Below are 24,758 nucleotides of genomic sequence, written 5' to 3'. Positions count from 1 at the left end.
GTGGCGCTGAACCTTCGCGATCCCTACATTCCCTCCCAACGTCAAGAACGTCTGGGGGGACGTACGCATGTCCGACACACTGAAGATCGGCCTGTTCGGTACGGGGCTGATGGGCGCGCCGATGACACGGCGGCTGCTCAAGGCCGGGTTCGACGTGACGGTGTGGAACCGCACGCTGTCCAAGGCCGAGGCGCTGAAGGGTGACGGCGCGAAGGTTGCCGAGCGCGCGGCGGACGCTGCCGAAGGCGTGGACGTTGTCATCACCATGCTGGAAAAAGGCGCCATCGTCGCTGACGTCCTGTTCAAGCGCGGCGTGGCGCGTGCCATGAAGCCCGGTGCGACATTCCTCGACATGAGCTCGATCGCACCATCGCTGGCGCGCGAGCATGCCGAGAAGCTAGGCGAGATGGAGATCACCGCGATCGACGCGCCGGTCTCCGGCGGGACGGTGGGTGCAGCCGAAGGCACGCTGGCGATCATGGCCGGTGGCGACCCGGAGAAGATCGAGGAACTCGCGCCGGTGTTTGCGGCCATGGGCCGTGTCACCCATGTCGGCCCGAGTGGGGCAGGGCAGCTTTGCAAGCTCGCCAACCAGGCCATCGTCGGTATCACCATCGGCGCGGTCGCCGAAGGGTTGTTGCTGGCGGCAGCGGGCGGCGCAAACCCGGCTGCCGTGCGAGATGCCATTCGCGGCGGATTCGCTGAAAGCCGCATCCTCGACCTGCATGGCGGGCGCATGGTGACACGCGACTTCGTTCCCGGTGCTGCCTCGCGCATCCAGCTCAAGGATCTCGACATGATCCTGGCGGAAGCGCGCGCGCTCGATCTCGACCTGCCGCTGGTGCGCAACGTGCGCGAGCGCTTCGCCATGCTGTGCAATGCCGGGCTCGGCGAATGCGACCACTCCGGCTTGCTGCTGGAACTGGAGCAGCGCAACATGCCGCACCGCGTCGGGGAGGCGGACAACAAGATGCCATCCTGAGGAGGAGGCTCACATGAATATTTCCGAAGCCGCCGACTTTGCCGGCCTGCCGGCCAAGACCATTCGCTACTACGAGGAGATCGGGCTGGTGTGCCCCGCGCGTGCGGCCAACGGCTACCGCGACTACGCCAAGTCCGACATCGAGACGCTTCGGTTTCTGGCCAATGCCCGCAATCTCGGGTTCTCAATCGAGGATTGCCGGCACCTGCTGTCGCTCTACCGCGACAAGGACCGGGCAAGCGCCGACGTGCGCGCGCTTACCAAGGAGCGGATGGCCGAAATCGATGAAAAGATCGCCTCGCTGCAGGCGATGAAGGACACGCTGGACGACCTCGTGCGCAACTGCCGGGGCGATGCGCGGCCCGATTGCCCGATCCTGCAGAACCTCGCTGGGCGCGCCTGACGCGCCGAAAGCGTTCAGTCGATCTCGGTGTCGCGGCCCTCATAGGGCGGGCGCGGGATGTTGCGGTGTGCCTGTGACAGCGCGTTTGACCAGCTTTCGCGAAGGCCCGAGAAATACGAATCGTTCTGATCGATGCGATGGACGACCTCGGTCTCAAGAGCATCGCGGCGCACCGTCATCATGTCGATGGGCATGCCGACGCCGAGATTCGAGCGCATGGTCGAATCCATCGAGATCAGCCCGAGCTTCAGCGCATCGTTCAAGTCGGTGTCGAAGTTCACGGCGCGGTCGAGGATCGGCTTGCCATACTTGTGCTCGCCGATCTGGAGATACGGCGTGTCGGTGGTCGACTTGATGAAATTGCCCGCCGAGTAGACCTGGAAGAGGCGCAGCCGCCCGCCGCCGATCTGCCCGCCGACCAGCAGCATCACGTCGAAACGCGCGCTCATGGCCTCCATGGAGGCGCCGTCGGCCTTGAAGACGTGCTGGACCGCGCGCCCGACAAGTTGGGCTGCGGCGAACATACTGGGCACGGTATAGAGCGTCTCGGTGCCGTAGTCGCCGTCGAAGCCTTCCGACACCAGCTGCACCACCGCCTGCGCCGCCGCGAGGTTGCCGGCGGACGACACCGCGACGACACGCTCGCCCGGCACCTCGAACAGGTGCAGCTTGCGGAAGGTGGAAATGTTGTCGAGGCCGGCATTGGTTCGCGTATCCGCGATCATCACCAGCCCATCCTTCACCAGGATGCCTACGCAGTAAGTCATCGCTCACGCCAGTTCTAGAAGGGGTCTAGGCTTTGTCGGCGCCCATGTCGGTCAGCTCGACTTCGACATCCAGCGTCTCTTCGGCTACGCCGCTGCGTACACCGCGAACGGGGCCGGCGTCCAGATAATCCAGTCCGCAGGCCACACGAATATAGGCATCGTTCGGGCACATGTTGTTCGCCGCGTCGAAACCGACCCAGCCAAGGCCGGAGACGAACGCCTCGGCCCAACCGTGTCCGGCCTCGTGAATCGTCTGTTCGCCGGGCTGATACATGTAACCGCCGACGTAGCGCGCCGGGATTTCCAGCGAGCGCGCCGCCGCGATGAAGACGTGTGCATAATCCTGGCAGACCCCATGCGCTTTCTCGAAGGCTTCCTTCGAGGTGGTCGCCGGGTCGGTGACCTTTTTCTCGAAGGTCATGTGTTCCGACAGCGCATCCATGAGGGCATGAAGCGAATCGAGCGTGTTCTGCTCGCCCGCAGCCTTGCGTGCGAAATCCCGGATCGCGGCGTCGGGCGTCGTCAGCCCGGTTTCGCGCAGGAACAGCCCCAGTGGCAGCCGCTCCGCCGTGCCGCTGAGCACACCGCTTGCATCCTCGGTAATCGCCTCGCCCTCGACGGTGATGACCAGTTCATCCATTGGGCCTTCGGCCCAGAAGGTGTGGACGATGTTGCCGAAGCTGTCCTCGGACCGCTTCAGGGTCGCGTCATGGTCGGTGTCGATATGCCAGTTGAGGATGTGCTGTGTGCCGTGCCCGCGCGGGGTGACGCGCAGCACTTGGATCACGCTGCGCACGGGCGTGTCGTAGGTGTATCGCGTGGTGTGGCGAAGCTTGAGATGCATGAGCGGACCGTTCGAAGCCTGTCAGATGAGCAGAGCCATCATAGCAGGTTGTATTGTTCGTTGATGACGGCGCCGAGCTTGTTGTTGTCGTCGATGAAATCGCCGAGGAATTCGTGAAGGCCGACGTTGAAGATATCCTCAGTGCGCGTGTTGCGAAGCCGGGCCAGCGTGCCGCGCGCGGTACGCTGCGCCGCGCCCTGCTTGCCGTATTTGCGGCCGATCTCGTCGAGGAAGTTGGTAATGTTCTGGTAGCAGCTTGCCAGCGAACGCGGCATTTCCTCGCGCAGGATCAGCAGGTCGGCAATCAGCATTGGCTTCAGCGACTGGCGATAGACCCAGTGATAGGCGGTGAGCGCGGAGACTGACCGCAGGATCGCGGACCACTGGTAGTAGTCGAGGCTGCCGCCGACTTCGGAATGCTCCGGCAGCAGCACGTGGTACTTCACGTCGAGGATGCGGGCGGTGTTGTCGGCGCGCTCGATGTAGAAGCCGAGCCGCGCAAACCAGTAGCGCTCGTCGCGCAGCATGTTGCGGAAGGCGGTACCGTTGACGCGCAGCGATACATCGAGAATCCAGCGCAGGAACTGCTGCTGATCGCGCAGCGTGTTGCCCGCCTGCATGATGTAGGGAAACTCGAGATAGGCCGAGTTGATGGCTTCCCACGTCTCGTTCGTCAGCGCCGGGCGCACGGAGCGCGCGTTGTGGCGCGCCGCGTTCAGGCAGGAGCGGATGGACGAGGGGTTCGATTCGTCGAAGGCGAGGAAATTGAAGACGGCATCTTCGGTGAGCTCGCTGCCGGTTTCCTGAAACGCCTCAAGCTGGGCTGCCGCTGCGAGGGCGGATTCCCACTCGTTGGTCTTCTCGCCTTCGAGGACCTGCGGCACGGCGGCCATGCGGCTGGCGGCACCGAGAATACGCGCGATGCTTTCGGCCCGCTCTATATATCGGGACATCCAGAAGATCGCATTGGCTGTACTTGCAAGCATCATCGCATCAGTCTCCCAGCACCCAGGTGTCCTTGGTGCCGCCGCCCTGGCTCGAATTCACCACCAGGGAGCCGGCGCGCATGGCAACGCGCGTCAGGCCGCCGGGGACGATGTGCGTGCGGTCCTTGCCGGTGAGGACGAAGGGGCGAAGATCGACGTGGCGCGGGGCGATTTCCTGTTCCACGAAGGCGGGGCAGGTGGACAGTGCCAGCGTCGGCTGGGCAATGAAGTTATCCGGGTCGTCGCGCAGCTTGCGGTCGAATGCGTCGATCTCTTCCTTGGTGGCGGCAGGGCCGACGAGCATGCCGTAACCGCCCGAGCCGTGGACTTCCTTGACGACGAGATCGGCGAGATTGTCACGCACGTATTTTGCGGAATCTGCCTCGCGGCACCGCCACGTCGGCACGTTGTGCAGCTTGGGTTCCTCGCCGGTGTAGAACTTCACGATCTCGGGCATGTAGCTGTAGATCGCCTTGTCGTCGGCGATGCCGGTTCCGACGGCGTTGGCCAGCGTCACGTTGCCGGCGCGGTAGCTCGAAAACAGCCCCGGCACGCCGAGCATGGAATCGGGCCGGAAGGCGAGGGGATCGAGGAAATCGTCGTCGACGCGGCGGTAGACGACGTCGACGCGCTGCGGCCCCTGTGTCGTGCGCATGAAGAGCACGTCATCCTGCACGAAGAGGTCGCGCCCCTCGACGAGGTCAACGCCGAGCTTGTCGGCCAGGAACGAGTGTTCGTAGAAGGCGGAGTTGAACGGGCCCGGCGTCAGCACCGCGATGGTCGGGTCGGACGAGGCCTTGGGCGGGGCGAGCGATTTCAGCACCGCGAGCAGCTCATCGGGGTAGCGTTCGACCGGGCGGACGCGGTTTTCCGCGATGATCTCGGGGAACAGCAGGTGCATCGCTTCGCGGTTGTCCAGCATATAGGACACACCGGACGGCGTGCGGGCGTTGTCTTCCAGTACGTAGAACTTTTCGGCGTCCACGCGGACGATATCGATGCCGGCAATGCAGACAGGAACGCCGCCGGGGATCTCGACGCCGATCATTTCTGGGCGATAGGCATCGTTGGCGAAGATCAGCTCTTCGGGAATGATGCCGGCCTTGAGGATATCGCGCTTGCCGTAGAGGTCGGTGATGAGCGCGTTGATCGCCTGGACGCGCTGCGTCAGGCCGTCTTCGAGGATCTTCCATTCCGGCGTGGAGAGAACGCGGGGGATGAGATCGAAGGGAATGAGCCGCTCTTCGGCATCCTTCTCGCCATAGACGGCGAACGTGATTCCAAACCGGCGGAAGAGTGCTTCCGCTTCCAGCCTTCGCTGTTCGAGGAGTTCTGGTGGCGTCTCGTCGAGCCACGCTTTCAGGGCTCTGTAGGCGGGCCGGACTTCGTCGCCGAAGCCATTCATTTCGTCGAAAGCAGGCTTACTCATGTGCGGTTACTCAGTCCCCCTTGCTGCCCATAGCATAGGCAATCAACCCGAGAATCAAGGGGTTGGTTCCTTGCCGGGTTGAAAAACCGGACCTTGCACAAATTTGCGGCATTGGCGGCGGGATGGTGACTATATCAGTCCCAAGCCGCGCAAACTGGCGTGTCCGTTGCGCCCGACGATGATGTGGTCGTGGACGGCGATGCCGAGCGGTCGGGCGATTTCGATGATCTTGTCGGTCATCTCGATATCGGGCTGGGAGGGGGTCGGATCGCCGGAGGGGTGGTTGTGGACCAGCACCAGAGCGGTGGATGAAAGCTCCAGCGCGCGCTTGATGACTTCGCGCGGGTAGACAGGCGTGTGGTCCACGGTGCCGGACTGCTGCACCTCGTCGGCAATCAGCGCGTTGCGCTTGTCTAGGAACAGGATGCGGAAGTGTTCCTTGGTCTCGAAGCCCATGGAGGTGCGGCAATAGTCGATCACGCCCTGCCATGAGCCGAGCACCATGCGGCCCTCGATCTCGCCGCGCGCGATGCGCTCCGCTGCCGCCTTGATGACGGCGAAGTTGTCGGCGACCCGCTCGCCCACGCCGTCCACCTTCTTGAGTTGGTCAGGCGGTGCGGCGATGGCCTCGGCGAAGCTGCCGAAGCGCTTGATGAGCGCCTTGGCCTGTTCCTTCACGTCGCCGCGCGGGATCGTCATGAACAGGATGAGTTCAAGCAGCTCGTAGTCGGCGACGGCGTCCGCGCCGCCCTTGCGGAAGCGTTCGCGCAGCCGTTCGCGGTGGCCGTGAAAGTGGGGCTGCGCCTGAGGGCGCTCGTTCATGCCGCTCATTGCGCAGTCATTTCCGGGTTAGCGAACGGGGTCAGACATATGGTGGCTTGTGAAATCCGCCGGGGGAGAGGGTGAAGATTTCCGCGCCGTCCTCGGTGACGGCGATGGAATGCTCGAACTGCGCGGACAGGGACCTGTCGCGGGTCACGGCGGTCCAGCCATCGGCCAGCACCTTCACGTGCGGACGGCCGAGATTGATCATCGGCTCGATGGTGAAGAACATGCCGGGCTTCAGCGGTACGCCGGTCCCGGCGGTGCCGTAGTGCAGGATATTGGGCACGTCGTGGAACAGGCGGCCAAGGCCATGCCCGCAGAAATCACGCACAACGCTCGTGCGCTCGGATTCGGCGTAGTCCTGGATTGCCGCGCCGATATCGCCGGTCGTCGCGCCGGGCTTCACCGCAGCGATGCCGCGCTGAAGCGACTCCCAGGTGATGTCGATCAGCCGTTCGGCACGGCGGGAGATCTCGCCGACCGGGTACATGCGGCTTGAATCGCCATGCCAGCCATCGACCACCAGCGTGATGTCGATATTGACGATGTCACCCTCGCGCATCGGCTTGTCGATGGGGATGCCATGGCAGACCACGTGGTTCAGCGATGTGCAGATGGATTTGGGAAAACCGCGATAGTAGAGCGGGGCCGGGCTTGCGCCATTGTCCATGGCGAACTCGAAGGCAACCTTGTCGAGATGCTCCGTCGTCTGCCCCGGCTGGACATGCTCGACCATCAGGTCGAGCGCCTGCGCGGCCAGCTGACCGGCCTTGCGCATGCCTTCGAAACCTTCCTCGCCATGCAGCTTGATGGCGCCGGTGTTTCGCACGGGCACTTCGGATGCTTCGACGAATGAAACCGTCATCTTCGGCTTGCCAGTCCTTCAATGATTTGATTGGCCGGGAATGTAGGTCAACGCACGGCGATTTACAAAGGCGAAGCGAAGATCACACGCGCAATGGCACCGGTCCGCCGAGCAGGATCGCCTCCGGCGAGACGTTGCAGGCATAGCAGATCGCCTCGACGCCGGCGTCGCGCGCAGCGGCAAAGGCCTGAGCGTAGGCCGGGTCGATATCGGCGGCCAGCTGGAAGTCCGCGCAGTCGCCGCGCTGCACGAGGTAGAACATCACGGCCCGCGCGCCGGACTGCGCCATCTTCGCCAGTTCGGCCAGATGCTTGGCGCCGCGCGCGGTCACCGAATCGGGAAACTCGGCGAGCGCCGTCTGGCGCACCAGGTGGACGTTCTTCACTTCCACGTAGCATGGCGGGCGGCCCTCGCTTTCCAGCAGCAGGTCTATGCGGCTGTTGGTGCCGTATCGCACCTCGCGACGCATGGTTTCGTAGCCAGCCAGTTGGGGGATCGCGCCCGCGCCGATTGCCGCTTCCACGATGCGGTTGGGGTGGGAGGTGTTGATGCCGACGCAGCAGGGGCCGGCCCCATCGTCCACCTGAACCACTTCGAGGCTGTATTTCAGCTTGCGCTTGGGGTCATCGCTCAGCGACAGCCAGACCGGAATGCCCGGATCGGCAAGGCCGGTCATGGCGCCGGGATTGGCGCAATGGGCGGTGATCGTCTCGCCGGATTCCAGCGTGACGTCGGCGAGGAAGCGCTTGTAGCGGCGCACCAGCGTGCCGGGGATGAGGGGCTTTGGAAACTGCATGGCCGCGAGCGGTAGCCCACGCCAGCGGTTCAGCGCAAGCAGCGCAGGTGGTTCGTCAGGTCGCGAAGGTGGAATATCCACCGCGCCAGTAGACGAGCGGTGCGTTGCCGCCGGGCTCCGCGATCGCTTCCACGCTGCCGACGACGATAGCGTGGGTGTGCCACTCGGTGATCTGCTCGACGCGACAATCGAGATTGGCGAGCGCGCCGGTCAGGATGCTCGACCCGGTTGAGAGTTCGCGCCACTGCGCGCCGTCGTAGCGTTCGGCGCCAAATCGCCCGCAGCGACCTGCAAACCGGTCGGCGATGGCCTGCTGGTCGTGGGCCAGCATGTTGACCGCGAATGCCCCGGTTTCGCGCAGGGCCTCCAGCATGGACGAGGCGCGGTGGATGCAGACGAGCAGTGAGGGCGGCTCAGCCGACAGGGACGTGACGGAAGTTGCCGTCAGCCCGGTGCGCATGTCGCCTCGCCCGGAGGTGACGACGCAGACCCCGCCTGCAAGTTCGCGCATGGCGAGGCAGAAGCGCTCGAATGTCGCGGTGTCTTCCGCCTCTGCCGGTTTGGTTGCGAGATTGCGCGCGCTCATGGGTTCTACCCCTGGCTCGCGGCGGGTTCCTGGGTGCCGCTTCGCTGCGCCAGAAGCTTGTCGAACCAGTTGCAAAAGATGAGCGATGCCCCGCCTGCGAGTTCGTTGGCCAGTCCGTCGCGGGGCTCGAACGCGTCGAAGTCTTCCATCGAAACGCTGTCGCGATCGACGTGGGCGCGGGCGCGCAATCGCAGCAGGTCAGACTGCGCCGCCGGGCTGAAATAGTCGGTCGGCAGGTCCGGGTAACGCCGGCTCTCGCCGGAAAGGAACCGACCCACGTCGCGGCGATATTCGCGCAGCAGCGACGTGGCCTCATATTCCGGGTGGCCCTGCAGGAACAGGAAGTTGCTGCCCATGTCCTTGGTGAAGATGTCGATGCCGACTTCGGCTGAGCGGGTCAGCACCCGGTAGCCGTTTTCTTCCAGATCTGCTTCGTCCAGCCCGTTCCAGCGCGAATGCGTCACCTTCACCGGATCGGCAATCCTGGCGAGCAGCGGATCATCGGCGACGAGATTGCACGCAAAGACGCCCGAGCATTTCGTGCCGAGGTGGCGGCGCTCGATGCCGTGGAGATGCAGCACGGCGGCATGGGCGGCAAGGCACGACCAGACCGTCGATACCGTGTTCGCGGCGGCCCAATCGATGAGGCTGGTCAGTTCGTTCCAGTAGGGCTCGTCCGGCAGGGTGGCCTCGCGCGGTTCGCTCCCCGTCACGATGAGCGCGTCGAGGTCCCACTCGGGGAGCTTCGAGGCATCGTGGTAGAAACCGAGCATGCGCGCCTGCGCTTCCAGCGAGCGCGGGACGCCTGGCAGCGAGAACAGGTGCATGCGGACCGGGCGACCGGCTGCGGCGGTTTTCACCACGCGGATGAACTGCCGCTCGGTTGCCAGAAGCGCTGCATCCGGCATGTTGTTGACCAGCCCGATTTCCAGCACCGGCGTGCGATTGTCGCTGCGGCGGCGCGGCCAGGGGCGCAGGCCCCACGCGTCGTTGGGCAGTGCGACTTCCAGGTTGCTATGGCTTAGCGTGATCATCGTCGAGCCCTATTCGGCAGCTTCGATGTGCATGCGCGGGCCGCACGCGGCGGTCAGCGCCTGGTCGAGATCGGCGATGATGTCGTCGATATGCTCGATGCCAATCGATATGCGGATCGTTTCCGGCTCGATGCCCGCCTTGGACTGTTCCTCGCATGTCATCTGGCGATGGGTCGTCGAGGCCGGGTGGCAGGCGAGTGACTTTGCATCGCCGATGTTCACCAGCCGCGTGACAAGGTTCAGCGCGTCGTAGAACGCCTTGCCAGCCTCCATGCCGCCGGCAACACCGAACGTGAAGAGCGACGGCGCGTTGCCGCCGAGATAGCGGTCAACCAGCGGCTTGTAGCGATTGTCGGCAAAGCCTGCGTAGTTCACCCCCTCGACGCGCGGATCGGCCTGCAGGAAGTCCGCGACCTTGCGGGCGTTTTCGACGTGACGCTCCATGCGCAAGGCAACCGTCTCGATGCCCTGCAGGATCAGGAACGCGTTGAAGGGCGACAGCACCGCGCCCATGGTGCGCTGGAAGACGCTGCGCGCGCGCTGGATGAAGGCCGTCGGGCCGAAGCGCTCGGCATAGACCATGCCGTGATAGGACATGTCCGGCGTGCAGAAGGCGGGGAAGCGGTCGGCGTGCTGCATCCACGGGAAGCTGCCGCCATCCACGATCACGCCGCCAAGCGTCGTTCCGTGGCCGCCAAGAAACTTCGTCAGCGAATGCACGACGACGTCCGCGCCATGCTCGAACGGGCGCAGCAGGATTGGCGTCGCGACGGTGTTGTCGACCACCAGCGGCACGCCGGCTGTGTGCGCGACGTTTGCCAGTGCCTCGATGTCGCAGACATTGCCGGCCGGGTTGCCGACGCTCTCGCAGAACACTGCGCAGGTGTTCTCGTCGATCAGGCGCGCGACGTCATCGGCGCTGTCGGAGGCCGCGAAACGTGGCTCGACGCCCTGCTGGGTGAGGATGTGCGAAACCAGCGTGTGCGTGGTGCCGTAGAGCTGCGGCACGGTGACGATGTTCTTGCCCGCGCTCGCGAGGTTGACCAGCGCGATGTGCAATGCCGCCTGACCGCTGGCGGCTGCCAGCGCGCCGACTCCGCCTTCAAGGTCCGCAACGCGCTTTTCCAGCACGTCGACCGTCGGGTTGTTGATGCGGGTGTAGCGGAAGCCTTCTTCTTCGAGATCGAAGAGCGCAGCGGCATGGTCGGCGCTGTCGAAGGCGTAGGATGCTGTCTGGTAGATCGGCACCGCAGCGGACTTGGTGGATCCATCGGGCGTATAGCCCGCGTGAATGGCGATGGTTTCCTTGCGCATCTCGTCCTCGACTCGAAAGCGGGTTTGCACCCGTAGAAAGCCAGAGATTATGCGCCAATTGCCAAAATTTAAGTTTATGCGCTTGAATAGAATTTATAAACCTTAACAATTCGACGGCTTTTCGAATTGTGCCGCGCATATTTACAATTCATTTACCTCGCAGGCTAAGGCAATCCCAACGCGTTCTTTGTAATCTCACGGACGAAAACACGTTATTTCCACGCCGGATCCTGCCCAATGCTGCCTTCAAACGCGTCTCTTGCCGTTCAAACCGCGCCTGCAGGGCTCAGCCCGTCCAAGCGCTGGCTGAAGGCCATCGAACTGACGGCGAAGCTGGACGCGCAGCCAAATCGCTTGCTGGCGGATTGCGTGCACGAAGCGGCTGGAACTTCGCCGGACGCGCCCGCACTGTTGAGCGACGCGCAGAGCTACACCTACGCGCAGCTTGCGACGCGGATCGCGCGCTGGTCTCGCTGGGCGCTTGCGCAGGGGATCAGCAAGGGCGACCGGGTCGCACTCGCCATGGGCAGCCGGCCGGATTACGTCGCCTGCTGGGCAGGGATTACGGCAATCGGCGGTGTCGTCGCGCTCATCAACACGCAGTTGAAGGGCGAGGGCCTGCGCCACGCGATCGCCGTCAGCGAGGCGAACCACGTCATCACCGACGCGGCGCATTCGCGCGCAATGAAGGACGCGCTGCCGGAGAGTGATGCGCCGTTCCTGCATGTTGCCGAAGAGGCCGCATTCGAAGCCGTGTTCTCCGCCCTTTCAGGTGAACCGCTCGACTCCAGCGAGCGCCGGGACGTCACGCTGCGCGACCCCGCGTTGCTCATCTACACGTCCGGCACCACCGGGCTGCCGAAGGCGGCTCATGTCAGCCATCACCGCATCATGTCCTGGGGACACTGGTTTGCGGGCCTGACGGGCGCCGAACCTGACGACCGCCTCTTCAACTGCCTGCCGGTGCATCATTCCGTCGGCGGTGTCGTCGCCATTGCCAGCATGATGGTGGCGGGCGGGTCGACGGTGCTTGCGCCAAAATTCTCCGCCAGCGGTTTCTGGCGCGACGTGGTGCGCTGGGAGTGCACGCTGTTCCAATACATTGGCGAACTCTGCCGATACCTGGTGAACGCACCCGAGACGATCGACGAACACCGCCACACGTTGCGCATGGCCTGCGGCAATGGCTTGCGCGGCGATGTGTGGCAGGCGTTCCAGCAACGCTTCAACGTGCCACAAATCCTCGAATTCTATGCCGCGACCGAAGGCAATTTCTCGCTGTTCAACGTGGAGGGGAAGCCCGGCGCAATCGGTCGCATTCCGCCCTTCCTGAAGCACCGTTTTCCGGCGGCAATCGTGAAATTCGACTCTGATCTCGGCCGGCCGAAGCGTGGCGATGACGGCTTGTGCATCCGGGCGGAGCGCGGCGAGGCGGGCGAGGCCATCGGGCGCATTTCGGGTGAGAGCGGCGGGCGCTTCGAGGGCTATACCAGCGCGGACGAGTCCGCGAAGAAGGTACTGCGCGACGTCTTCGAAAAGGGCGATGCTTGGTACCGCACCGGCGACCTCATGCGCATCGACGAGGCGGGCTACTACTATTTCGTCGACCGGATCGGCGACACCTTCCGCTGGAAGGGCGAGAACGTCGCGACCGCCGAGGTGGCGACTGCCATCACCGCCGTTCCCGGCGTGGTCGATGCGACCGTCTACGGCGTTACGGTGCCGGGCACCGATGGCCGGGCCGGAATGGCTGCGATCCATGCGGGCGAAGCGTTCGATATGGACGCGCTGGCCGTACATCTGGCGGACGCGCTTCCTGCCTATGCGCGGCCCGTCTTCATCCGGCTACAGGGCGCGCTGGAGCTAACCGAGACCTTCAAGCAGAAGCGAACCGACCTCGTGGCGCAGGGCTTCGAACCCACTGCCAGTGATGACCCGGTCTTCGTGCTGGATGGCGGGCGCTATGTTGCGCTGGCCTCTGATCTCCACGCCGAAATCGTGTCCGGCAAGCGCCGGTTGTGAGTCCCTAGAGCGCGCCGAGCGCCTCTCCCAGTTCCCGTCCGATTTGCTTCAAGGCTTCGCGGCCTTGCGGAAGCACCGCGCCCATGGCGTGGAAGTTGTGCAGCATCCCGGCGTGGAGCGTATGGGCGACGCTGACGCCCTGATGCTGCAGCTTCTCCGCCAGCGCCGCGCCTTCGTCGCGCAGCGGGTCGCATTCCGCCGTGTGGATGAATGTCCGGGGCAGGGCGGAGAAATGCGCAATACGCAGCGGCGAAATATGCGGGTGCGCAGGGACCATGTCCGAGGGCATGTAGTCGGCGAGGTCGGCTTCCATGGTCTCGCGGTCGATCATGTAGCCGGAGGCGAATTCCTCACGCGACGCGGTTTCCGTGCCGAACTCCAGCACCGGGCAGATCAGGCTCAACGCCGCGAGATCGCCCGCCTGTTCCTGCGCAACGATCAGCGCAAGCCCGCCGCCGCCGGATTCGCCGCAGATCGCGAGCGTTGCACCGTCTGCCGCCAACGCGCCGATGGCCGCGCGCACATCGTCCAGCGCTGCCGGATAGGGATGTTCCGGCGCGAGACGGTAGTCCAGCGACACGAGGCGGCACCGGCTCTCGGCGCAGATCGCTCGGGCGATGACGTCATGGGTCTCGACGCTGCCCGCCACCAGCCCGCCGCCGTGCAGGAAGAGAATCGTGGGAGCCAGCTTCTCGAGTTCATCCCCGGTCGGGAGGTAGACGCGCGCGGGAACAGGGTGGACTCCATGGCGCAGGACAATGTCCTCGCCGGGGGGTGACATCGTGTCGGCGCGGGCAAATCCCATCAGTCGTGCGAGGCCGGCGCGGCGGCCTTCCACGCTGCGAATAGCCGAAACGTCACGGCCTGCGGCGGCCATTTCCAGGAAGCGCGCGGCGCGCGGGTCAAGCGGCATGTTCGGAGCGGTCTCCTGTGATTTCCAGAGCCTTGCATAGCCGCGCAACGGAAAGAAATTCCCAACGTCTCGGTGCTATTGTCCGGGGCAACATCACCTCGCAGGACCGCAACCATATGCGCAGCCATGAAATCGCCTATTCGCCAAGCTGGACCTTTTTCGAGGGGGAATGGCACGAGGGCAATGTCAAGATCATGGGCGTGCGGACGCAAGGTGCCTGGCTCGGTGCGACCGTGTTCGACGGCGCGCGCGCCTTCGAGGGCGTCACGCCAGACCTCGACCTGCACATGAAGCGGGTGAACCGGTCGGCGACCGCGATGAAGCTGAAGCCTGTCGTCGAGCATGACCAGTGGATGGAGCTTGCGCGCGAGGGTATTGGCCGGTTCGGGCCGGACGCGGAACTCTACATCCGTCCGATGTACTGGGCGCAGTCCGGGATCGGCGGCGGGGTTCGCTTCGATCCGGAAACGACCGGCTGGGCCCTGTGCATCCACGAAGCGCCGATGCCGAAGCCGCCGGGGCAGGCGGCGATCACCCTGTCGCCCTACCGCCGCCCGACGAAGGAATGCGCGCCGGTGGAAGCCAAGGCCGGGTGCCTCTACCCGAACAATTCACACGCCATCATCGAGGCGGAGTCACGCGGCTTCACCAACGCCGTGCTGCGCGACATGCTCGGCAACGTGGCCGAAACGGCGAACTCCAACATCTTCATGGTGAAGGATGGCGTGGTCTACACGCCCGTGCCGAACGGGACGTTCCTCGCCGGTGTCACACGCTCCCGCGTCATCGGGCTGCTGCGCGACAGCGGGCAGCAGGTGGTGGAGACGGTGATGTCCTACGCGCAATTGCTGGAAGCCGACGAGATCTTCACCTGCGGCAACTTCGCCAAGGTGTCGCCCGTGCGGCGGATCGAGGATCGCGAATTGCAGCCGGGTCCGGTCGCGGCAAAGGCGCGCGAACTCTACTGGGACTTCGCCCACGCCTGAGGCGAGGAGGCTTAGCCCGCCCGCGCCTTGTCGCGGATCGCGGTGAGGGTGGTTCCGGGCAGGATCGCGTCGGGCGAAATCTTCAGGTGGATGATCGACGGCAGGCCGGAAGCGTCTGCTGCGAGGAAGGCGTTTGCGAAATCTTCGGTGCGTTTCACGGTCGCGCCAAATCCCCCGAAGGACCGCGCGAAGGCCGAGAAGTCCGGGTTGACCAGTTCGGTTCCGGAGATGCGGTCCGGGTAGGCGCGCTCTTGGTGCATGCGGATCGTGCCGTACTGCGCGTTGTCCGCCACGATGACGATGATGGGCAGGCGATACTGCACGGCGGTCGCGAACTCGTTGCAACTCATCATGAAATCTCCGTCGCCATTGACGCTGATGACGGGGCGGTCGGCATGCAGCCGCTTCATCGCGACAGCCGCCGGCATGCCGTAGCCCATCGAGGCCGAAGTCGGCGCGACATGCGCCATGAACCGGCGGAAGCGGTAGAAGCGGTGGATCCACGAGGCGTAGTTGCCCGCGCCGTTGCACAGGATCGTGTCGGGCGAGATGTTTTCGCGCAGCCAGACCATCACCTCGCCGAGATTGACCTTGCCCGGCTGCGACGTCGCGACCTCGCTCCAGGCGATGTACTCGGCGTGGGCAGCATCGGCTTCCGCGCGCCACGACGGCTTCGGCGTAACGGCAAGCTTAGAAAGCTCCGCGACGAAACGCGGGGGTGAGGCGTGGATTGCCAGCGCCGGGGTGAAGACACGGCCCAGTTCTTCCGCGCCCGGATGTACGTGAACGATCGGCGTGCTCGGCGCGGGCAGGTCGAACAGCGTGTAGCCCTGCGAGGGGATTTCGCCCATCCGCCCGCCGAGAACGACGACGAGATCGGACTCCTTCACCCGCGCGACAAGTTTCGGGTTCGGCCCGAGGCCAAGATCACCCGCAAAAACCGGCGACATCGGGTCGACCAGCGTTGCGCGGCGGTAGCTGTTGGCGAGCGGCAGGCCCCAGCCTTCCGCAAGGCGATGCATTTCGGCGCGCGAGGCTTCGTCCCAGCGGCTGCCGCCGAGCACGAAGACAGGGCGGTCGGCCGCATTGAGCATCTCAGCGAAGCGCTGCATCTCCGGCGCGCCGGGGGAGGTTTCCACCGGCTCGAAGGCGGGCACATTGGGTGCTGAGCAAGGTTCGGTCAGCATGTCCTTGGGCAGAGAGATCACCACCGGGCCGGGGCGGCCGCCGCAAGCTGTGTGGAAGGCGCGGGAGACGATTTCCGTCGTGCGGTCGGCATCGTCCAGTTCGGTCACCCACTTGGTGGTGGAGCCGAAGAAGGCCCGGTAGTCCATCTCCTGAAAGGCGTCGCGCTCGCGCGCGTTGCGCTCGATCTGGCCGACGAAGAGGATCATCGGCGTTGAATCCTGAAACGCAATGTGGACACCGGCGGATGCGTTGGTTGCGCCGGGGCCGCGGGTGACGAAGCACACGCCGGGGCGGCCCGTGGCCTTGCCGACGGCTTCCGCCATCATCGCCGCGCCGCCTTCGTGACGGCAAACCGTCAGTTCGATCTCGCTGTCACGCAGGGCATCGAGCACTGCCAAGTAGCTTTCACCGGGCACGCAGAAGGCGTGGCGCACGCCATTGGCGACCAACTGGTCGACAAGAGCCTGCGCGGCGGTGCGGCAACGGGTACGAGCCTGCATGTTCATCAGCGTTTCCTAGAGTCCGAAGACGACGAGTTCGGTATCGACGAGGTCACACAGGCGCGCTTCGCCCGGACCCTTTACGTATTTCCGCCCCCGCTTCTCGGTATATAAGCCTGGCAGGCCCGCGACCGGGCCGTTGGCATCCATCAGCACGGCGAACCGGCCGCGAGCAGCCAGCGCGCGCCCCAGCGGGGCGGCGCAGGCGACGAAATCTTCCGGCGAGCGTGCATAGGCAAGCTGCATCGCCGGCAGCGGCACGCGCCCGGAGCGCATGCGAAACGGCAGGAAGACGAACGGCTTCGCACCGTCCGGCGTGTGCGCAATGAAGCTCGTGCAACCAGTGGCGCAGGCCTCGCGCAGCATCCGTGCTTCCTCGGGCGGCAGATCGCCGGAGAGCGGCGAATTCGCGTTCACTGCCTCAAGCCGGACATCACCGCGCGGCGCGCACAGCGCCGGGAAGGACGCGAAAAGACCGGAGCAATAGCGCTTGTAGCCCTGCGCTTCGAGGATCGGCCAGGTGTTGGGCGCGGGCGTCACGTTCAGATAGGTCACGTGCCTGTGCTTCAGCGCCATGGCCGACAGCATGGCAGCGTGCATGCGGTGCGCGGGTTCGACGTACCAGCTCGCGATGTTGCAGCGAGGCGCGTCGATGCCGCTGCGCTGCGAGAAGATCAGCAGCACGGCACCGACTACTTTGCCATCCTGCTCCAGCAGGTAGCCGTAGCGCGGCAGGTCGTCGGGTGCCTCACGCTCGCGCACGCGGTTCAGCCCGTCGAGGAAGTAGGTTTTCGGGCGATGCGCGAAGCCCGACGCAAGCAGGCCTGCGACGGCATCAAGATCAGCATCGCCGATAGGGCGGCAGCGTACACGGTTTTCGGTCATGTCGAGGCTGGTTCGCGGCTCGCGGAGTTACGGCATCTTCACGTTTTCAACTTAGGGTTTGCGGCCTCACCAAACGATGAACGAGGGGGCGTGAATGACGACACGGTTAACGGTGTTCCAGCTGATCGAAGAGATCGCTGCGGACCAGAACAAGCAGATCGCGCCGTTGAGCGACGACCTCGTGCTGATCGAATCCGGTCTCGACTCGCTGTGCTTCGCGATCCTCGTGGCGCGGCTTGAAGACCAGCTCGGCATCGACCCGTTCACGGCTTCCGAGGAAGCCTATTTCCCGGAAACGCTCGGCGACTTCGTCCGCTCCTATGACCAGGCAATCGCAGCCTGAGCGGCTGCCGCTCGCCGCGCGCCTCGGCGCGTGTGGGCCTGAGCGCAGCCTGAGCGACGCGGAACGCAGCTTCACGCTGGCGCAGCTTGCCGGGGGATCGATCCTGCGCGGGCGCGCGCCGACGTTCGCCGGGCGCAACGTGCTGGTTGCCACCAACCGGCAGATCGAGGCGGCCGCCGCGCTTCTCGAACTCGACGGGCTGGCGAACCGCATCTTGCTGACACCGCCGGACCTGTCCGGCGAACACCGCCAAAGCGTCCTCGCCGATGCCGCTATCAACGCGGTGGTGGCAAGCGATACCGCGCCTTGGCAGGCGCTGGGCGTCCAGCTCGCGGTTTCTCCGCAATTGCCGCCTGTTGCGCGCGCCGAAGATGCCGTTCTCCCGGTTCACGACACCAACTGGCTGATGCTGACGTCGGGCACGACGGGCCGCCCGAAGATCGTCGCGCACACGCTTGACGCATTGACCGGCTCCATAGGCGGTGACGTCGCAAGCAACGCGGCTGCGCCGGTCTGGGCAACCTTCTACGACATTCGCCGCTATGGCGGCCTGCAGATCCTGCTGCGTTCGCTGCTCGGCGGAGGCAGCCTCGTCCTGAGCCACCCGGGCGAAGGGCTGGTCGAGCACCTCAACCGCCTGATCGAGCATGGCGTCACGCATATTTCCGGCACGCCGTCGCATTGGCGCAAGGCGCTGATGAGCGACACGATTTCGAAGTTCCGGCCCGGCTACGTGCGCCTGTCGGGCGAGATCGCCGACCAGGCCGTTCTCGACAGCCTGAAGCGGACCTTTCCGCAGGCCTCCATCGGCCATGCCTACGCTTCGACGGAGGCCGGTGTCGGCTTCGCGGTCGATGACGGGCTGGAAGGTTTCCCGGCGGCACTCGTCGACAAGCCGAACGGCGTGGAGATGAAGGTCGTTGACGGTACGCTGCATATTCGCTCGAAACGCGCGGCGCTGTCCTATGTCGGCGACAGCGCACCGGCGCTGTCGGACGAAGACGGCTTCGTCGATACCGGCGACATGGTGGGGCTTCGTGGCGGGCGGTACTACTTCGTCGGCCGGCGCGGCGGCATCATCAATGTGGGCGGTCTGAAGGTTCACCCCGAGGAGGTCGAAGCCGTCATCAACACGCACAGTGACGTACGCATTTCGCGGGTTCGTGCGCGCAAGAGCCCGATCACCGGCGCAATCGTGGTCGCCGACGTGATGCTGGCGCAGCGCGGGGACAGCGAGCGCGAAAAGCAGATCAAGGCCGAAATTCTCGACCAGTGCCGCGCCTCACTTCCTTCCCACAAGGTGCCGGCGATGGTGGCGATCGTCGACGAGATCGCCGTCTCTGCCGGCGGCAAGCTGGAGCGCGGCGGTGCGTAATATCCTCGTCACGGGTGGAAGTCGGGGCATCGGGCTTGCCATCGTCAAGAGGCTGGCAGATGCCGGCTACGGCGTCATCGCGGTTGCCCGCAAGCCGAGCGAGGAGCTTGAAAGCCTGATCGCGGCTTCAGGCGGAACCGTGCATTTCCGCGCGCTGGACATGAACGACATTGCCGGCTTCCCGGATTTCCTGCGCGACGTGCGCAAGGATATCGGGCCGGTCTACGGGCTGGTGAACAATGCCGGAATCGGCACCGAGGGCGTACTGGCGACGATGTATGAGAAGCAGATATCCGAACTGCTGCGCGTCAATGTCGAAGCCCCGATCGTGCTGTCGAAATATCTCGTGCGCCACATGATGTCGGCGGGCGAGGGGCGCATCGTCAACATGGGGTCGATCATCGGGTCGACCGGCTACAACGCGCTGTCGGTCTATGGTGCGACCAAGGCGGCGCTGGAAGGGTTCTCCCGCTCGCTGGCGCGCGAAGTCGGCAAGCTCGGCATCACTGTCAATGTCGTCGCGCCGGGCTTCATCGCGACCGAACTGACCAAGGGGCTGGACGAGGAAAACACCGCCCGCATCGCCAAGCGCAGCGCGCTGCGCCGCTTGCCGGAAACCGACGACATTGCGCGGATGGTCGAATTCCTGATGGGCGAGGGTGGCCGCAACATCACCGGCACCGTACTGACGGTGGACGCCGGGAACACGGCCTAGAGACACCTTTCACCACACCAAACCAACAAAAAACCCGCGCCGAAAGCGCGGGTTTCGTATTTTCAGGCTTACGTTTGCCGATCACATCTCGAGCAGCTTGCGCACCTTGGCGGGCCACTCGGTGATGTCGGTGCCGTGGGTGTGGAACATGGCGACGGCCAGGCGGTCCATGCCGAAGGCGACACAGCCGGTGTGGGCCGGGTTGCCGCTCGCATCGTTCATCTTCCACGTCGTGCCGAAGTGGTCGCGGTGGTAGTTGAAGCTCATGCAGGCGGTCGGCTTGTCTTCGGAGCGCAGCGGCACGAGAAGCTCGAACTTCAGCGCCTGCTGGACCTGGCTGACGGCCTTGATCTGGCCGACACGACCGAAGAACGGATCCGACGCCGTCTCGACGCGGAAGGCGAGGCCGAGATCGGTGGCGATAGCCTGTGCGCGCGCCATCCAGCGCTCGCGGAAGGCGGCCACGTCCTCGCCTGAGCCGATGCAGACATATTCGCGCATCCGGAACGACTGCAGCCGGTCGAGATGCTTCGACGGCTCGGCGCGGAAGCAGTCCGATTGCACGTCGAAGGTCTGGCCGCCAGCGGGCAGGTCGCCACGCTCGGCAACGATCGGGTAGAGCGGGTAGCAGGCAGCAGGCGACAGGACGAGTTCGGACGCCGTCGTCTTGTCGGTCCAGCTTCCCTTGCCGGACTTGAAGTCGGAGACCGCCTCCAGCACGTCCTTTTCCGAGCCGTGCAGGCCGCAGACGCAGCCAAGCAGGTTAGGGAAGCTGTCGAGATAGCCGGACTTTTCAAGGATCTTGCGGCTCATCACCGGGGGAAAGCGCATCACCTCGCAGCCGGACTCGCGGTGGGACGTGATGAGGCGCGACATGCGCTCCACCAAGCCTTCGTAGAGCTGCGTGCGGGCATAGACGCCGTCCGCGCCCATCTTGTGAAAGAGGACATCGGCGAGCGGGTCGAGCGGGTCGGCCGGAGCGCCTTCAAAGCCTTCTGGCGACAGCATGTTCATATCGGTTGTGCCTCGTGCGGGAGAAATCGGAATGGCCCGGATCAGGGGCGCAGCTTGGGTGCGACTGCGCCCATCAGGTTCGCGGTCGACATGGACTCCGCGATCCGGTCGTTGTGAATCATCAGCGGGGCCGACAGCACGTCGCGCAGGTGGCGCGCGACGGAGAACTCGCCGTCGCTGCGATAGCCCGACAGGCCGTTGGCGCGCATACAACTCATCACCGTCTCCACGGCGAGATCGGATGCCTCGATCTTCATGGTCGAGATGGCGGACTGGAAGTCGAGGCCGGAAAGCGCCTGCGCATCATCCTCGATGCGGGCGAAATGGTCGGCGGTGGTTGCCAGCAGTGCGCGGGCGCGGTTGAGAGAGGTCTTGGCGAACCCGAAATGGCGTGCGCCGGGCGGCATGGTGCCGCCGGAAGAGCGCGCGACCTTACGCAGGAACTTCTGTGCGCGATCCACGGCCCCGGCCGCGATGCCGGTCCAGGCAGACCCCCAGCACAGGTGCGCGAAGGGCACCATGGACTGGGTGTGGATGCGGTCGTAAGGCGTTTCCATGATCTGCTCGGCGGGGCCTTCTGCCTTGAGCTGGAAGCCCATGGAGCAGGTGCCGCGCATGCCGAGCGTCTCCCACCCCTGCGTCGGGGTGAGGGTGTAGTTGTCCTTCGTCACGACGAGCAGCACCTGATCGGAGGACTGCGCATCGGTCGCGCGCCGCGCGGTGGTGACGATGCCGTCGCACTGTGCGCCGTAGGAGATGACGGAGGCGTCGCGGTCCAGCGTGAAGCGGCCGTCGACGACTTCGGCGGCGGCGGCGCTGTTGCGCACGTTTCCGCCGTTCCGGCCCTCGGTGGTGGAGGACCCCATCAGCAGCTGTTCGTCGCGGATGCGCCGCATCATGGCTTCCATCCAAGCGTTGCCGCGCCCGTGGCGCACGATGCAGGCGACCTTCACGTGGTGCATTGCGACGATCATCGCGGTTGCCGAGCAGGCACGGCCCAGCGCGAAGCACATGTCCATCGCGTCATGGATGGAGGCACCTTCACCGCCGAATTCCTCCGGGACCAGCACACCGAGAAGGCCGAAGCGTTTCGCCGCATCGATGGCCTCAGCCGGGAAGCGCGCTTCTGCGTCCACTCTGTCGGCGTGCTCCGCCGCGATAGCCGCGACAAAAGCGGTCCGCTCGGCGAGGTTTGCGATGCTCTGTGCCTTCGCGTTTTCCAGATCGGCGCGAATGTCCTGAGAGACGCTTACGTTCATTTTGACAGCCCACTTGCCCTGTGCCGCGCTGCGCGAAACGCCCCCACGGCTGTTTTTTGTCTGGGGCCACCTTCTTTTGGGCGCGTGTACTTTCCGTGAAGGCGACCCGATTTCCGCTGGGGAAAGATCGAGTGGGGTTAACAGTCGCTTGTCGCGGTCGCACACGGCGTTAACCCGCGCTTAGGCACGGTTTGCGGCTGTGCGAACGCGGCAGCGATATCTTAAGGCGCGCCGCGCAAGGTCGGGTTTCCTCGCGAGGTTCGAAGATCGGCGGCAAACGCCGGCAGCCCTGAGCGATGGGAGCGTGTTCAGACAAAACAGGTCCGACAGGAGCCAGGAAATATGCGTGAATATTCGGTCGGGGGCGTCCGCGCGGACGTGACCGGAATGGTCGAGGCGATCCTCGCCGCAAACGGAAACACCACGGACGTTGTGCCCGATGCGACGCTTGCGGAAATCGGCATGACGTCCATCGACATGGTCAACCTGATGATGGACGTGGAAGCGCGCTACGACATGATGATCCCGGCGGAATATCTGACGCCGGAACATTTCCGCAGCGTGTCGACCATCCAGGAGATGATCGTCGAGCTTCTCACCAAGGATGGCCTTGCCAAGGTCGCCTGAGGCGAAGTCACGACGCCGAACGAAACAAGGCCGCAGCCGGGATTGTCCGCTGCGGCCTTTTTCTTGCGTGGACGTGTCCTGTGTGCGGGAGCCTTAAGGCTTATTCGCCGGGGATCGGGCGCGCTGGGCGGTTGCTGTCCATGAGCAGGGCGACGAAGTCCGTGCGGACCTCACCGATACGGTCGAGCGTCACGACGGTCGCGATGGTCCACCCGACATAGCTGATGACGACCGCCCATGCCGCGCCCGTCGGCCCGTAGACCGGATCGAACACGGCGTTCGCAATTGCCAACGCGACGAGCGCGCCGACACAGAGCGACGCGTTGAGAACCTGCCGGCCCGACAGGGTCAGCATGTGGGCGCTGGGGCCTGCCAGCGAGCGGGCAATCTGGCTTGCGACCATGATCAGCAGCACGTTTCGGGCGGTGGCGAATTCCGGCCCGAAAACCGCGAGGATCTGTTCGCCCAGCACGATGCAGCCGAGCATGGCGGCGACCGTCAGCGCCAGCGGCAGCACCACGGCGCGCTTGGAGGCGCGGCGCATGCCGGCAAGGTCGCGGTGCTCGCGCGCATCGGCGAGGTCGGGGATCGCCATCTGCTGGGTGATCTGCACGAAATAGCCGATCAGCAGGGACAGCTTCAGGCAGACGCCGAAGACGGCAAGGTCCGACTGGCTGAGGAAGGGCGTGGCGAAGAGGATCGCCACATCGGCAAAGCTGTTGGTGTAGAGCGACAGCAGCACCAGCGGTCGTGCCTCGGCGCGCCAGCGCTTCGCCAGCCGGCCTTCGGCCTTGCTGGACGGCTTGGCGACGGCGGGCAGGTGCTTGCGCAGCACCCACACGATGAAGCCGGTCACCACGGTGACAGTGATGGCGAACATCAGCATGACGTCCGCGCCCGTCGGCTCGGAATCGAAGGCCCACACGCCGATGACCAGCGCCATGAACAGCACCGGCTTGCCGATGCCTTCCGGCGCGTAGCACAGGCCGAACATGCGGATGGCGCCGGCGAGGTTGGTGTAGACCACCATCAGCGCGGAGGGCACGATCAACGCGCCCGACAGCGCCCAGACGATGCGCTCGCTGGCATCCATCCCCGGCGCGAGGAAGCTGACGAGCGCGACGATGATCGCGGCCGCCGTCGAGGTCCACAGCGCATCGTAGAGCGCGCGCGAGACGAAGGCCTTGAACAGCGCGCTCTTGCTCGCGTCACGGTAGCGCGCGGAGAAGCGATAGGCGATCTGCGAATAGCCCTGGGACATGACGAAACCGGCGACCGCGGCCAGCGAGGTCGCCGAGTAGAAGACGCCGAGCTCGTGGCTGCCGAGCAGGCGCGCCAGCAGCACCTGGGTCAAAAACCCGATGCCTGCGCCGCTGAGGCGGATGGCGAACAAGGCCGCCGAGCCGGTGAGAAGTTTGCGTATCAAGTCAGGAATTTCCGCTCTTTCAGGTTCCGCGCACATTGCCAGAACCCGATTAACAAACTCTGGTTCGGTTCGACGTGTGCAATTGCCTGAACGGGCTAGCAAATCGTTTACCGCGTTCCGCAGCGGAAGAAGCCACTTAAACCGGGTTTAACGCGCGCCTGCGAGAAGGACGGCAACTGAACCCGTGCGCCGTTTCGGAGACATGCCGCCATGACGAACCCCTATATCGTGACCGCTACCACCGACGTTCCGCTCAAGTCGGCGCCCATCGAACCGTCCTGGATCCACGAGGGTGACCCGGTCGCGACCAACGCGATCCTCGCCACCAGCGCGGACGGCACGGCCTCGACCATCGTGTGGCACTGCACGCCGGGCAAGTTCGAGTGGCACTACGACACCGACGAGACGATCTATTTCCTCGAAGGCGCTGTCGTGATCGAGGCGGACGGCTTCCCGCCGCGCCGCATGGGACCGGGCGACGTGCTCTACTTCAAGAAGGGCGCGGTGGCGCGCTGGCACGTGGAGCAGCCGGTCCGCAAGCTCGCTTTCTTCCGCCGCACGGTGCCGGTCTATCTCGGCTTCTACATCCGCGTGATGACCAGGCTTCAGAAGATGTTCGGCGGCGGCCCGACCGGGGCGATGCTCGGAGCGAACTGAGCGCCAATCAGTCCGAT

The 24,758-nt window shown here is 64.9% G+C and carries 25 protein-coding genes; 9 read left to right on the top strand and 16 right to left on the bottom strand.

The window, feature by feature from the left end:
• Positions 1 to 67 precede the first annotated feature (67 nt).
• A complete protein-coding gene (locus ACKTEK_RS09350) occupies positions 68 to 982 on the top strand; it encodes an NAD(P)-dependent oxidoreductase (protein ID WP_409165018.1) in 915 nt (304 codons plus the stop codon).
• A 13-nt stretch (positions 983 to 995) separates the two neighbouring features.
• On the top strand, positions 996 to 1,385 hold the full coding sequence (gene cueR / locus ACKTEK_RS09345) for a Cu(I)-responsive transcriptional regulator (RefSeq protein ID WP_409165017.1): 390 nt from the start codon (positions 996 to 998) through the stop codon (positions 1,383 to 1,385).
• Between the two features lie 14 nt (positions 1,386 to 1,399).
• Here the strand turns inward: cueR and ACKTEK_RS09340 are convergent, their stop codons facing one another.
• The 10 genes from ACKTEK_RS09340 to ACKTEK_RS09295 form a co-directional block, all read right to left on the bottom strand.
• On the bottom strand, positions 1,400 to 2,152 hold the full coding sequence (locus ACKTEK_RS09340) for a peptidase (RefSeq protein WP_409165016.1): 753 nt from the start codon (positions 2,150 to 2,152) through the stop codon (positions 1,400 to 1,402).
• Positions 2,153 to 2,177: 25 nt separating this feature from the next.
• Positions 2,178 to 2,996, bottom strand: coding sequence for a transglutaminase domain-containing protein (locus ACKTEK_RS09335; RefSeq protein ID WP_409165015.1), 819 nt, complete (start codon positions 2,994 to 2,996; stop codon positions 2,178 to 2,180).
• A gap of 38 nt (positions 2,997 to 3,034) precedes the next feature.
• Positions 3,035 to 3,982, bottom strand: a complete 948-nt coding sequence (locus ACKTEK_RS09330) for an alpha-E domain-containing protein (RefSeq protein WP_409165014.1) — start codon at positions 3,980 to 3,982, stop codon at positions 3,035 to 3,037.
• A gap of 7 nt (positions 3,983 to 3,989) precedes the next feature.
• Complete coding sequence (locus ACKTEK_RS09325) at positions 3,990 to 5,411, bottom strand: circularly permuted type 2 ATP-grasp protein (RefSeq protein ID WP_409165013.1); 1,422 nt, start codon at positions 5,409 to 5,411, stop codon at positions 3,990 to 3,992.
• Between the two features lie 129 nt (positions 5,412 to 5,540).
• Positions 5,541 to 6,242, bottom strand: coding sequence for a RadC family protein (gene radC, locus ACKTEK_RS09320; RefSeq protein ID WP_409165012.1), 702 nt, complete (start codon positions 6,240 to 6,242; stop codon positions 5,541 to 5,543).
• A gap of 31 nt (positions 6,243 to 6,273) precedes the next feature.
• The gene (map, locus tag ACKTEK_RS09315) at positions 6,274 to 7,101 is read right to left on the bottom strand and encodes a type I methionyl aminopeptidase (protein WP_409165011.1); all 828 of its coding nucleotides are present in this window, start codon (positions 7,099 to 7,101) and stop codon (positions 6,274 to 6,276) included.
• An 82-nt stretch (positions 7,102 to 7,183) separates the two neighbouring features.
• On the bottom strand, positions 7,184 to 7,897 hold the full coding sequence (sfsA, locus tag ACKTEK_RS09310) for a DNA/RNA nuclease SfsA (protein WP_409165010.1): 714 nt from the start codon (positions 7,895 to 7,897) through the stop codon (positions 7,184 to 7,186).
• A 55-nt stretch (positions 7,898 to 7,952) separates the two neighbouring features.
• On the bottom strand, positions 7,953 to 8,483 hold the full coding sequence (locus tag ACKTEK_RS09305) for a flavin reductase family protein (RefSeq protein WP_409165009.1): 531 nt from the start codon (positions 8,481 to 8,483) through the stop codon (positions 7,953 to 7,955).
• 5 nt (positions 8,484 to 8,488) lie between these two features.
• On the bottom strand, positions 8,489 to 9,517 hold the full coding sequence (locus ACKTEK_RS09300; RefSeq protein ID WP_409165008.1) for a homoserine O-succinyltransferase: 1,029 nt from the start codon (positions 9,515 to 9,517) through the stop codon (positions 8,489 to 8,491).
• Between the two features lie 9 nt (positions 9,518 to 9,526).
• Entirely contained in the window at positions 9,527 to 10,831 is a 1,305-nt protein-coding gene (locus tag ACKTEK_RS09295) for an O-acetylhomoserine aminocarboxypropyltransferase/cysteine synthase family protein (protein WP_409165007.1), read from the bottom strand.
• Positions 10,832 to 11,068: 237 nt separating this feature from the next.
• Between ACKTEK_RS09295 and ACKTEK_RS09290 the strand changes: the two genes are divergently transcribed.
• A complete protein-coding gene (locus tag ACKTEK_RS09290; RefSeq protein ID WP_409165006.1) occupies positions 11,069 to 12,853 on the top strand; it encodes a long-chain-acyl-CoA synthetase in 1,785 nt (594 codons plus the stop codon).
• A 4-nt stretch (positions 12,854 to 12,857) separates the two neighbouring features.
• On the opposite strand, the gene ACKTEK_RS09285 is transcribed toward ACKTEK_RS09290, so the two are convergent.
• Positions 12,858 to 13,766: an alpha/beta hydrolase gene (locus ACKTEK_RS09285; RefSeq protein WP_409165005.1), complete on the bottom strand. Its 909-nt coding sequence runs from the start codon at positions 13,764 to 13,766 to the stop codon at positions 12,858 to 12,860.
• A gap of 116 nt (positions 13,767 to 13,882) precedes the next feature.
• On the opposite strand from ACKTEK_RS09285, the gene ACKTEK_RS09280 reads away from it, so the two are divergent.
• Entirely contained in the window at positions 13,883 to 14,752 is an 870-nt protein-coding gene (locus ACKTEK_RS09280) for a branched-chain amino acid aminotransferase (RefSeq protein ID WP_409165004.1), read from the top strand.
• Between the two features lie 11 nt (positions 14,753 to 14,763).
• Here ACKTEK_RS09280 and ACKTEK_RS09275 read toward each other — a convergent pair whose 3' ends face one another.
• Both ACKTEK_RS09275 and ACKTEK_RS09270 read right to left on the bottom strand, forming a co-directional pair.
• Complete coding sequence (locus tag ACKTEK_RS09275; protein WP_409166142.1) at positions 14,764 to 16,440, bottom strand: thiamine pyrophosphate-binding protein; 1,677 nt, start codon at positions 16,438 to 16,440, stop codon at positions 14,764 to 14,766.
• 15 nt (positions 16,441 to 16,455) lie between these two features.
• Positions 16,456 to 17,325: an acyl-CoA acyltransferase gene (locus ACKTEK_RS09270; RefSeq protein ID WP_409165003.1), complete on the bottom strand. Its 870-nt coding sequence runs from the start codon at positions 17,323 to 17,325 to the stop codon at positions 16,456 to 16,458.
• Positions 17,326 to 17,419: 94 nt separating this feature from the next.
• Here ACKTEK_RS09270 and ACKTEK_RS09265 point away from each other — a divergent pair, with 94 nt between their 5' ends.
• The 3 genes from ACKTEK_RS09265 to ACKTEK_RS09255 are packed head-to-tail and all read left to right on the top strand — an operon-like array spanning position 17,420 to position 19,758.
• Positions 17,420 to 17,668 carry a phosphopantetheine-binding protein gene (locus ACKTEK_RS09265; RefSeq protein ID WP_409165002.1) on the top strand — a complete coding sequence of 83 codons (249 nt, stop codon included), beginning with the start codon at positions 17,420 to 17,422 and terminating at the stop codon, positions 17,666 to 17,668.
• On the top strand, positions 17,646 to 19,043 hold the full coding sequence (locus ACKTEK_RS09260) for an AMP-binding protein (RefSeq protein ID WP_409165001.1): 1,398 nt from the start codon (positions 17,646 to 17,648) through the stop codon (positions 19,041 to 19,043). The genes ACKTEK_RS09265 and ACKTEK_RS09260 overlap by 23 nt, the downstream gene beginning before the upstream one ends.
• Positions 19,036 to 19,758: an SDR family NAD(P)-dependent oxidoreductase gene (locus ACKTEK_RS09255; RefSeq protein ID WP_409165000.1), complete on the top strand. Its 723-nt coding sequence runs from the start codon at positions 19,036 to 19,038 to the stop codon at positions 19,756 to 19,758. The genes ACKTEK_RS09260 and ACKTEK_RS09255 overlap by 8 nt, the downstream gene beginning before the upstream one ends.
• An 81-nt stretch (positions 19,759 to 19,839) precedes the next feature.
• Here the strand turns inward: ACKTEK_RS09255 and ACKTEK_RS09250 are convergent, their stop codons facing one another.
• Positions 19,840 to 20,772 carry an amino acid--[acyl-carrier-protein] ligase gene (locus ACKTEK_RS09250; protein ID WP_409164999.1) on the bottom strand — a complete coding sequence of 311 codons (933 nt, stop codon included), beginning with the start codon at positions 20,770 to 20,772 and terminating at the stop codon, positions 19,840 to 19,842.
• A gap of 41 nt (positions 20,773 to 20,813) precedes the next feature.
• Complete coding sequence (locus tag ACKTEK_RS09245; RefSeq protein WP_409164998.1) at positions 20,814 to 22,031, bottom strand: acyl-CoA dehydrogenase family protein; 1,218 nt, start codon at positions 22,029 to 22,031, stop codon at positions 20,814 to 20,816.
• 342 nt (positions 22,032 to 22,373) lie between these two features.
• Here ACKTEK_RS09245 and ACKTEK_RS09240 point away from each other — a divergent pair, with 342 nt between their 5' ends.
• Complete coding sequence (locus ACKTEK_RS09240; protein ID WP_409164997.1) at positions 22,374 to 22,658, top strand: phosphopantetheine-binding protein; 285 nt, start codon at positions 22,374 to 22,376, stop codon at positions 22,656 to 22,658.
• 100 nt (positions 22,659 to 22,758) lie between these two features.
• On the opposite strand, the gene ACKTEK_RS09235 is transcribed toward ACKTEK_RS09240, so the two are convergent.
• The gene (locus ACKTEK_RS09235) at positions 22,759 to 24,084 is read right to left on the bottom strand and encodes a lipopolysaccharide biosynthesis protein (RefSeq protein ID WP_409164996.1); all 1,326 of its coding nucleotides are present in this window, start codon (positions 24,082 to 24,084) and stop codon (positions 22,759 to 22,761) included.
• Between the two features lie 210 nt (positions 24,085 to 24,294).
• Here ACKTEK_RS09235 and ACKTEK_RS09230 point away from each other — a divergent pair, with 210 nt between their 5' ends.
• Complete coding sequence (locus ACKTEK_RS09230; RefSeq protein ID WP_409164995.1) at positions 24,295 to 24,741, top strand: cupin domain-containing protein; 447 nt, start codon at positions 24,295 to 24,297, stop codon at positions 24,739 to 24,741.
• Positions 24,742 to 24,758 lie beyond the last annotated feature (17 nt).

The sequence above is a fragment of the Tepidamorphus sp. 3E244 genome (genome assembly GCF_046159835.1).
Lineage (GTDB): Bacteria > Pseudomonadota > Alphaproteobacteria > Rhizobiales > Tepidamorphaceae > JACKJK01.
This window is presented reverse-complemented; position numbering and strand designations above follow the sequence as displayed.

What these genes read in the sequence shown, in the direction of transcription:
- ACKTEK_RS09300 (WP_409165008.1), bottom strand. Translation starts at nt 9,517, where the DNA reads ATGATCACGCTAAGCCATAGCAACCTGGAAGTCGCACTGCCCAACGAC.
- ACKTEK_RS09245 (WP_409164998.1), bottom strand. Translation starts at nt 22,031, where the DNA reads ATGAACGTAAGCGTCTCTCAGGACATTCGCGCCGATCTGGAAAACGCG.
- ACKTEK_RS09335 (WP_409165015.1), bottom strand. Translation starts at nt 2,996, where the DNA reads ATGCATCTCAAGCTTCGCCACACCACGCGATACACCTACGACACGCCC.
- map (WP_409165011.1), bottom strand. Translation starts at nt 7,101, where the DNA reads ATGACGGTTTCATTCGTCGAAGCATCCGAAGTGCCCGTGCGAAACACC.
- ACKTEK_RS09260 (WP_409165001.1), top strand. Translation starts at nt 17,646, where the DNA reads ATGACCAGGCAATCGCAGCCTGAGCGGCTGCCGCTCGCCGCGCGCCTC.
- cueR (WP_409165017.1), top strand. Translation starts at nt 996, where the DNA reads ATGAATATTTCCGAAGCCGCCGACTTTGCCGGCCTGCCGGCCAAGACC.
- radC (WP_409165012.1), bottom strand. Translation starts at nt 6,242, where the DNA reads ATGAGCGGCATGAACGAGCGCCCTCAGGCGCAGCCCCACTTTCACGGC.
- ACKTEK_RS09250 (WP_409164999.1), bottom strand. Translation starts at nt 20,772, where the DNA reads ATGAACATGCTGTCGCCAGAAGGCTTTGAAGGCGCTCCGGCCGACCCG.
- ACKTEK_RS09325 (WP_409165013.1), bottom strand. Translation starts at nt 5,411, where the DNA reads ATGAGTAAGCCTGCTTTCGACGAAATGAATGGCTTCGGCGACGAAGTC.
- ACKTEK_RS09280 (WP_409165004.1), top strand. Translation starts at nt 13,883, where the DNA reads ATGCGCAGCCATGAAATCGCCTATTCGCCAAGCTGGACCTTTTTCGAG.
- ACKTEK_RS09350 (WP_409165018.1), top strand. Translation starts at nt 68, where the DNA reads ATGTCCGACACACTGAAGATCGGCCTGTTCGGTACGGGGCTGATGGGC.
- ACKTEK_RS09340 (WP_409165016.1), bottom strand. Translation starts at nt 2,152, where the DNA reads ATGACTTACTGCGTAGGCATCCTGGTGAAGGATGGGCTGGTGATGATC.
- ACKTEK_RS09275 (WP_409166142.1), bottom strand. Translation starts at nt 16,440, where the DNA reads ATGCAGGCTCGTACCCGTTGCCGCACCGCCGCGCAGGCTCTTGTCGAC.
- ACKTEK_RS09265 (WP_409165002.1), top strand. Translation starts at nt 17,420, where the DNA reads ATGACGACACGGTTAACGGTGTTCCAGCTGATCGAAGAGATCGCTGCG.
- ACKTEK_RS09305 (WP_409165009.1), bottom strand. Translation starts at nt 8,483, where the DNA reads ATGAGCGCGCGCAATCTCGCAACCAAACCGGCAGAGGCGGAAGACACC.
- ACKTEK_RS09230 (WP_409164995.1), top strand. Translation starts at nt 24,295, where the DNA reads ATGACGAACCCCTATATCGTGACCGCTACCACCGACGTTCCGCTCAAG.
- ACKTEK_RS09285 (WP_409165005.1), bottom strand. Translation starts at nt 13,766, where the DNA reads ATGCCGCTTGACCCGCGCGCCGCGCGCTTCCTGGAAATGGCCGCCGCA.
- sfsA (WP_409165010.1), bottom strand. Translation starts at nt 7,897, where the DNA reads ATGCAGTTTCCAAAGCCCCTCATCCCCGGCACGCTGGTGCGCCGCTAC.
- ACKTEK_RS09330 (WP_409165014.1), bottom strand. Translation starts at nt 3,982, where the DNA reads ATGCTTGCAAGTACAGCCAATGCGATCTTCTGGATGTCCCGATATATA.
- ACKTEK_RS09295 (WP_409165007.1), bottom strand. Translation starts at nt 10,831, where the DNA reads ATGCGCAAGGAAACCATCGCCATTCACGCGGGCTATACGCCCGATGGA.
- ACKTEK_RS09270 (WP_409165003.1), bottom strand. Translation starts at nt 17,325, where the DNA reads ATGACCGAAAACCGTGTACGCTGCCGCCCTATCGGCGATGCTGATCTT.
- ACKTEK_RS09290 (WP_409165006.1), top strand. Translation starts at nt 11,069, where the DNA reads ATGCTGCCTTCAAACGCGTCTCTTGCCGTTCAAACCGCGCCTGCAGGG.
- ACKTEK_RS09240 (WP_409164997.1), top strand. Translation starts at nt 22,374, where the DNA reads ATGCGTGAATATTCGGTCGGGGGCGTCCGCGCGGACGTGACCGGAATG.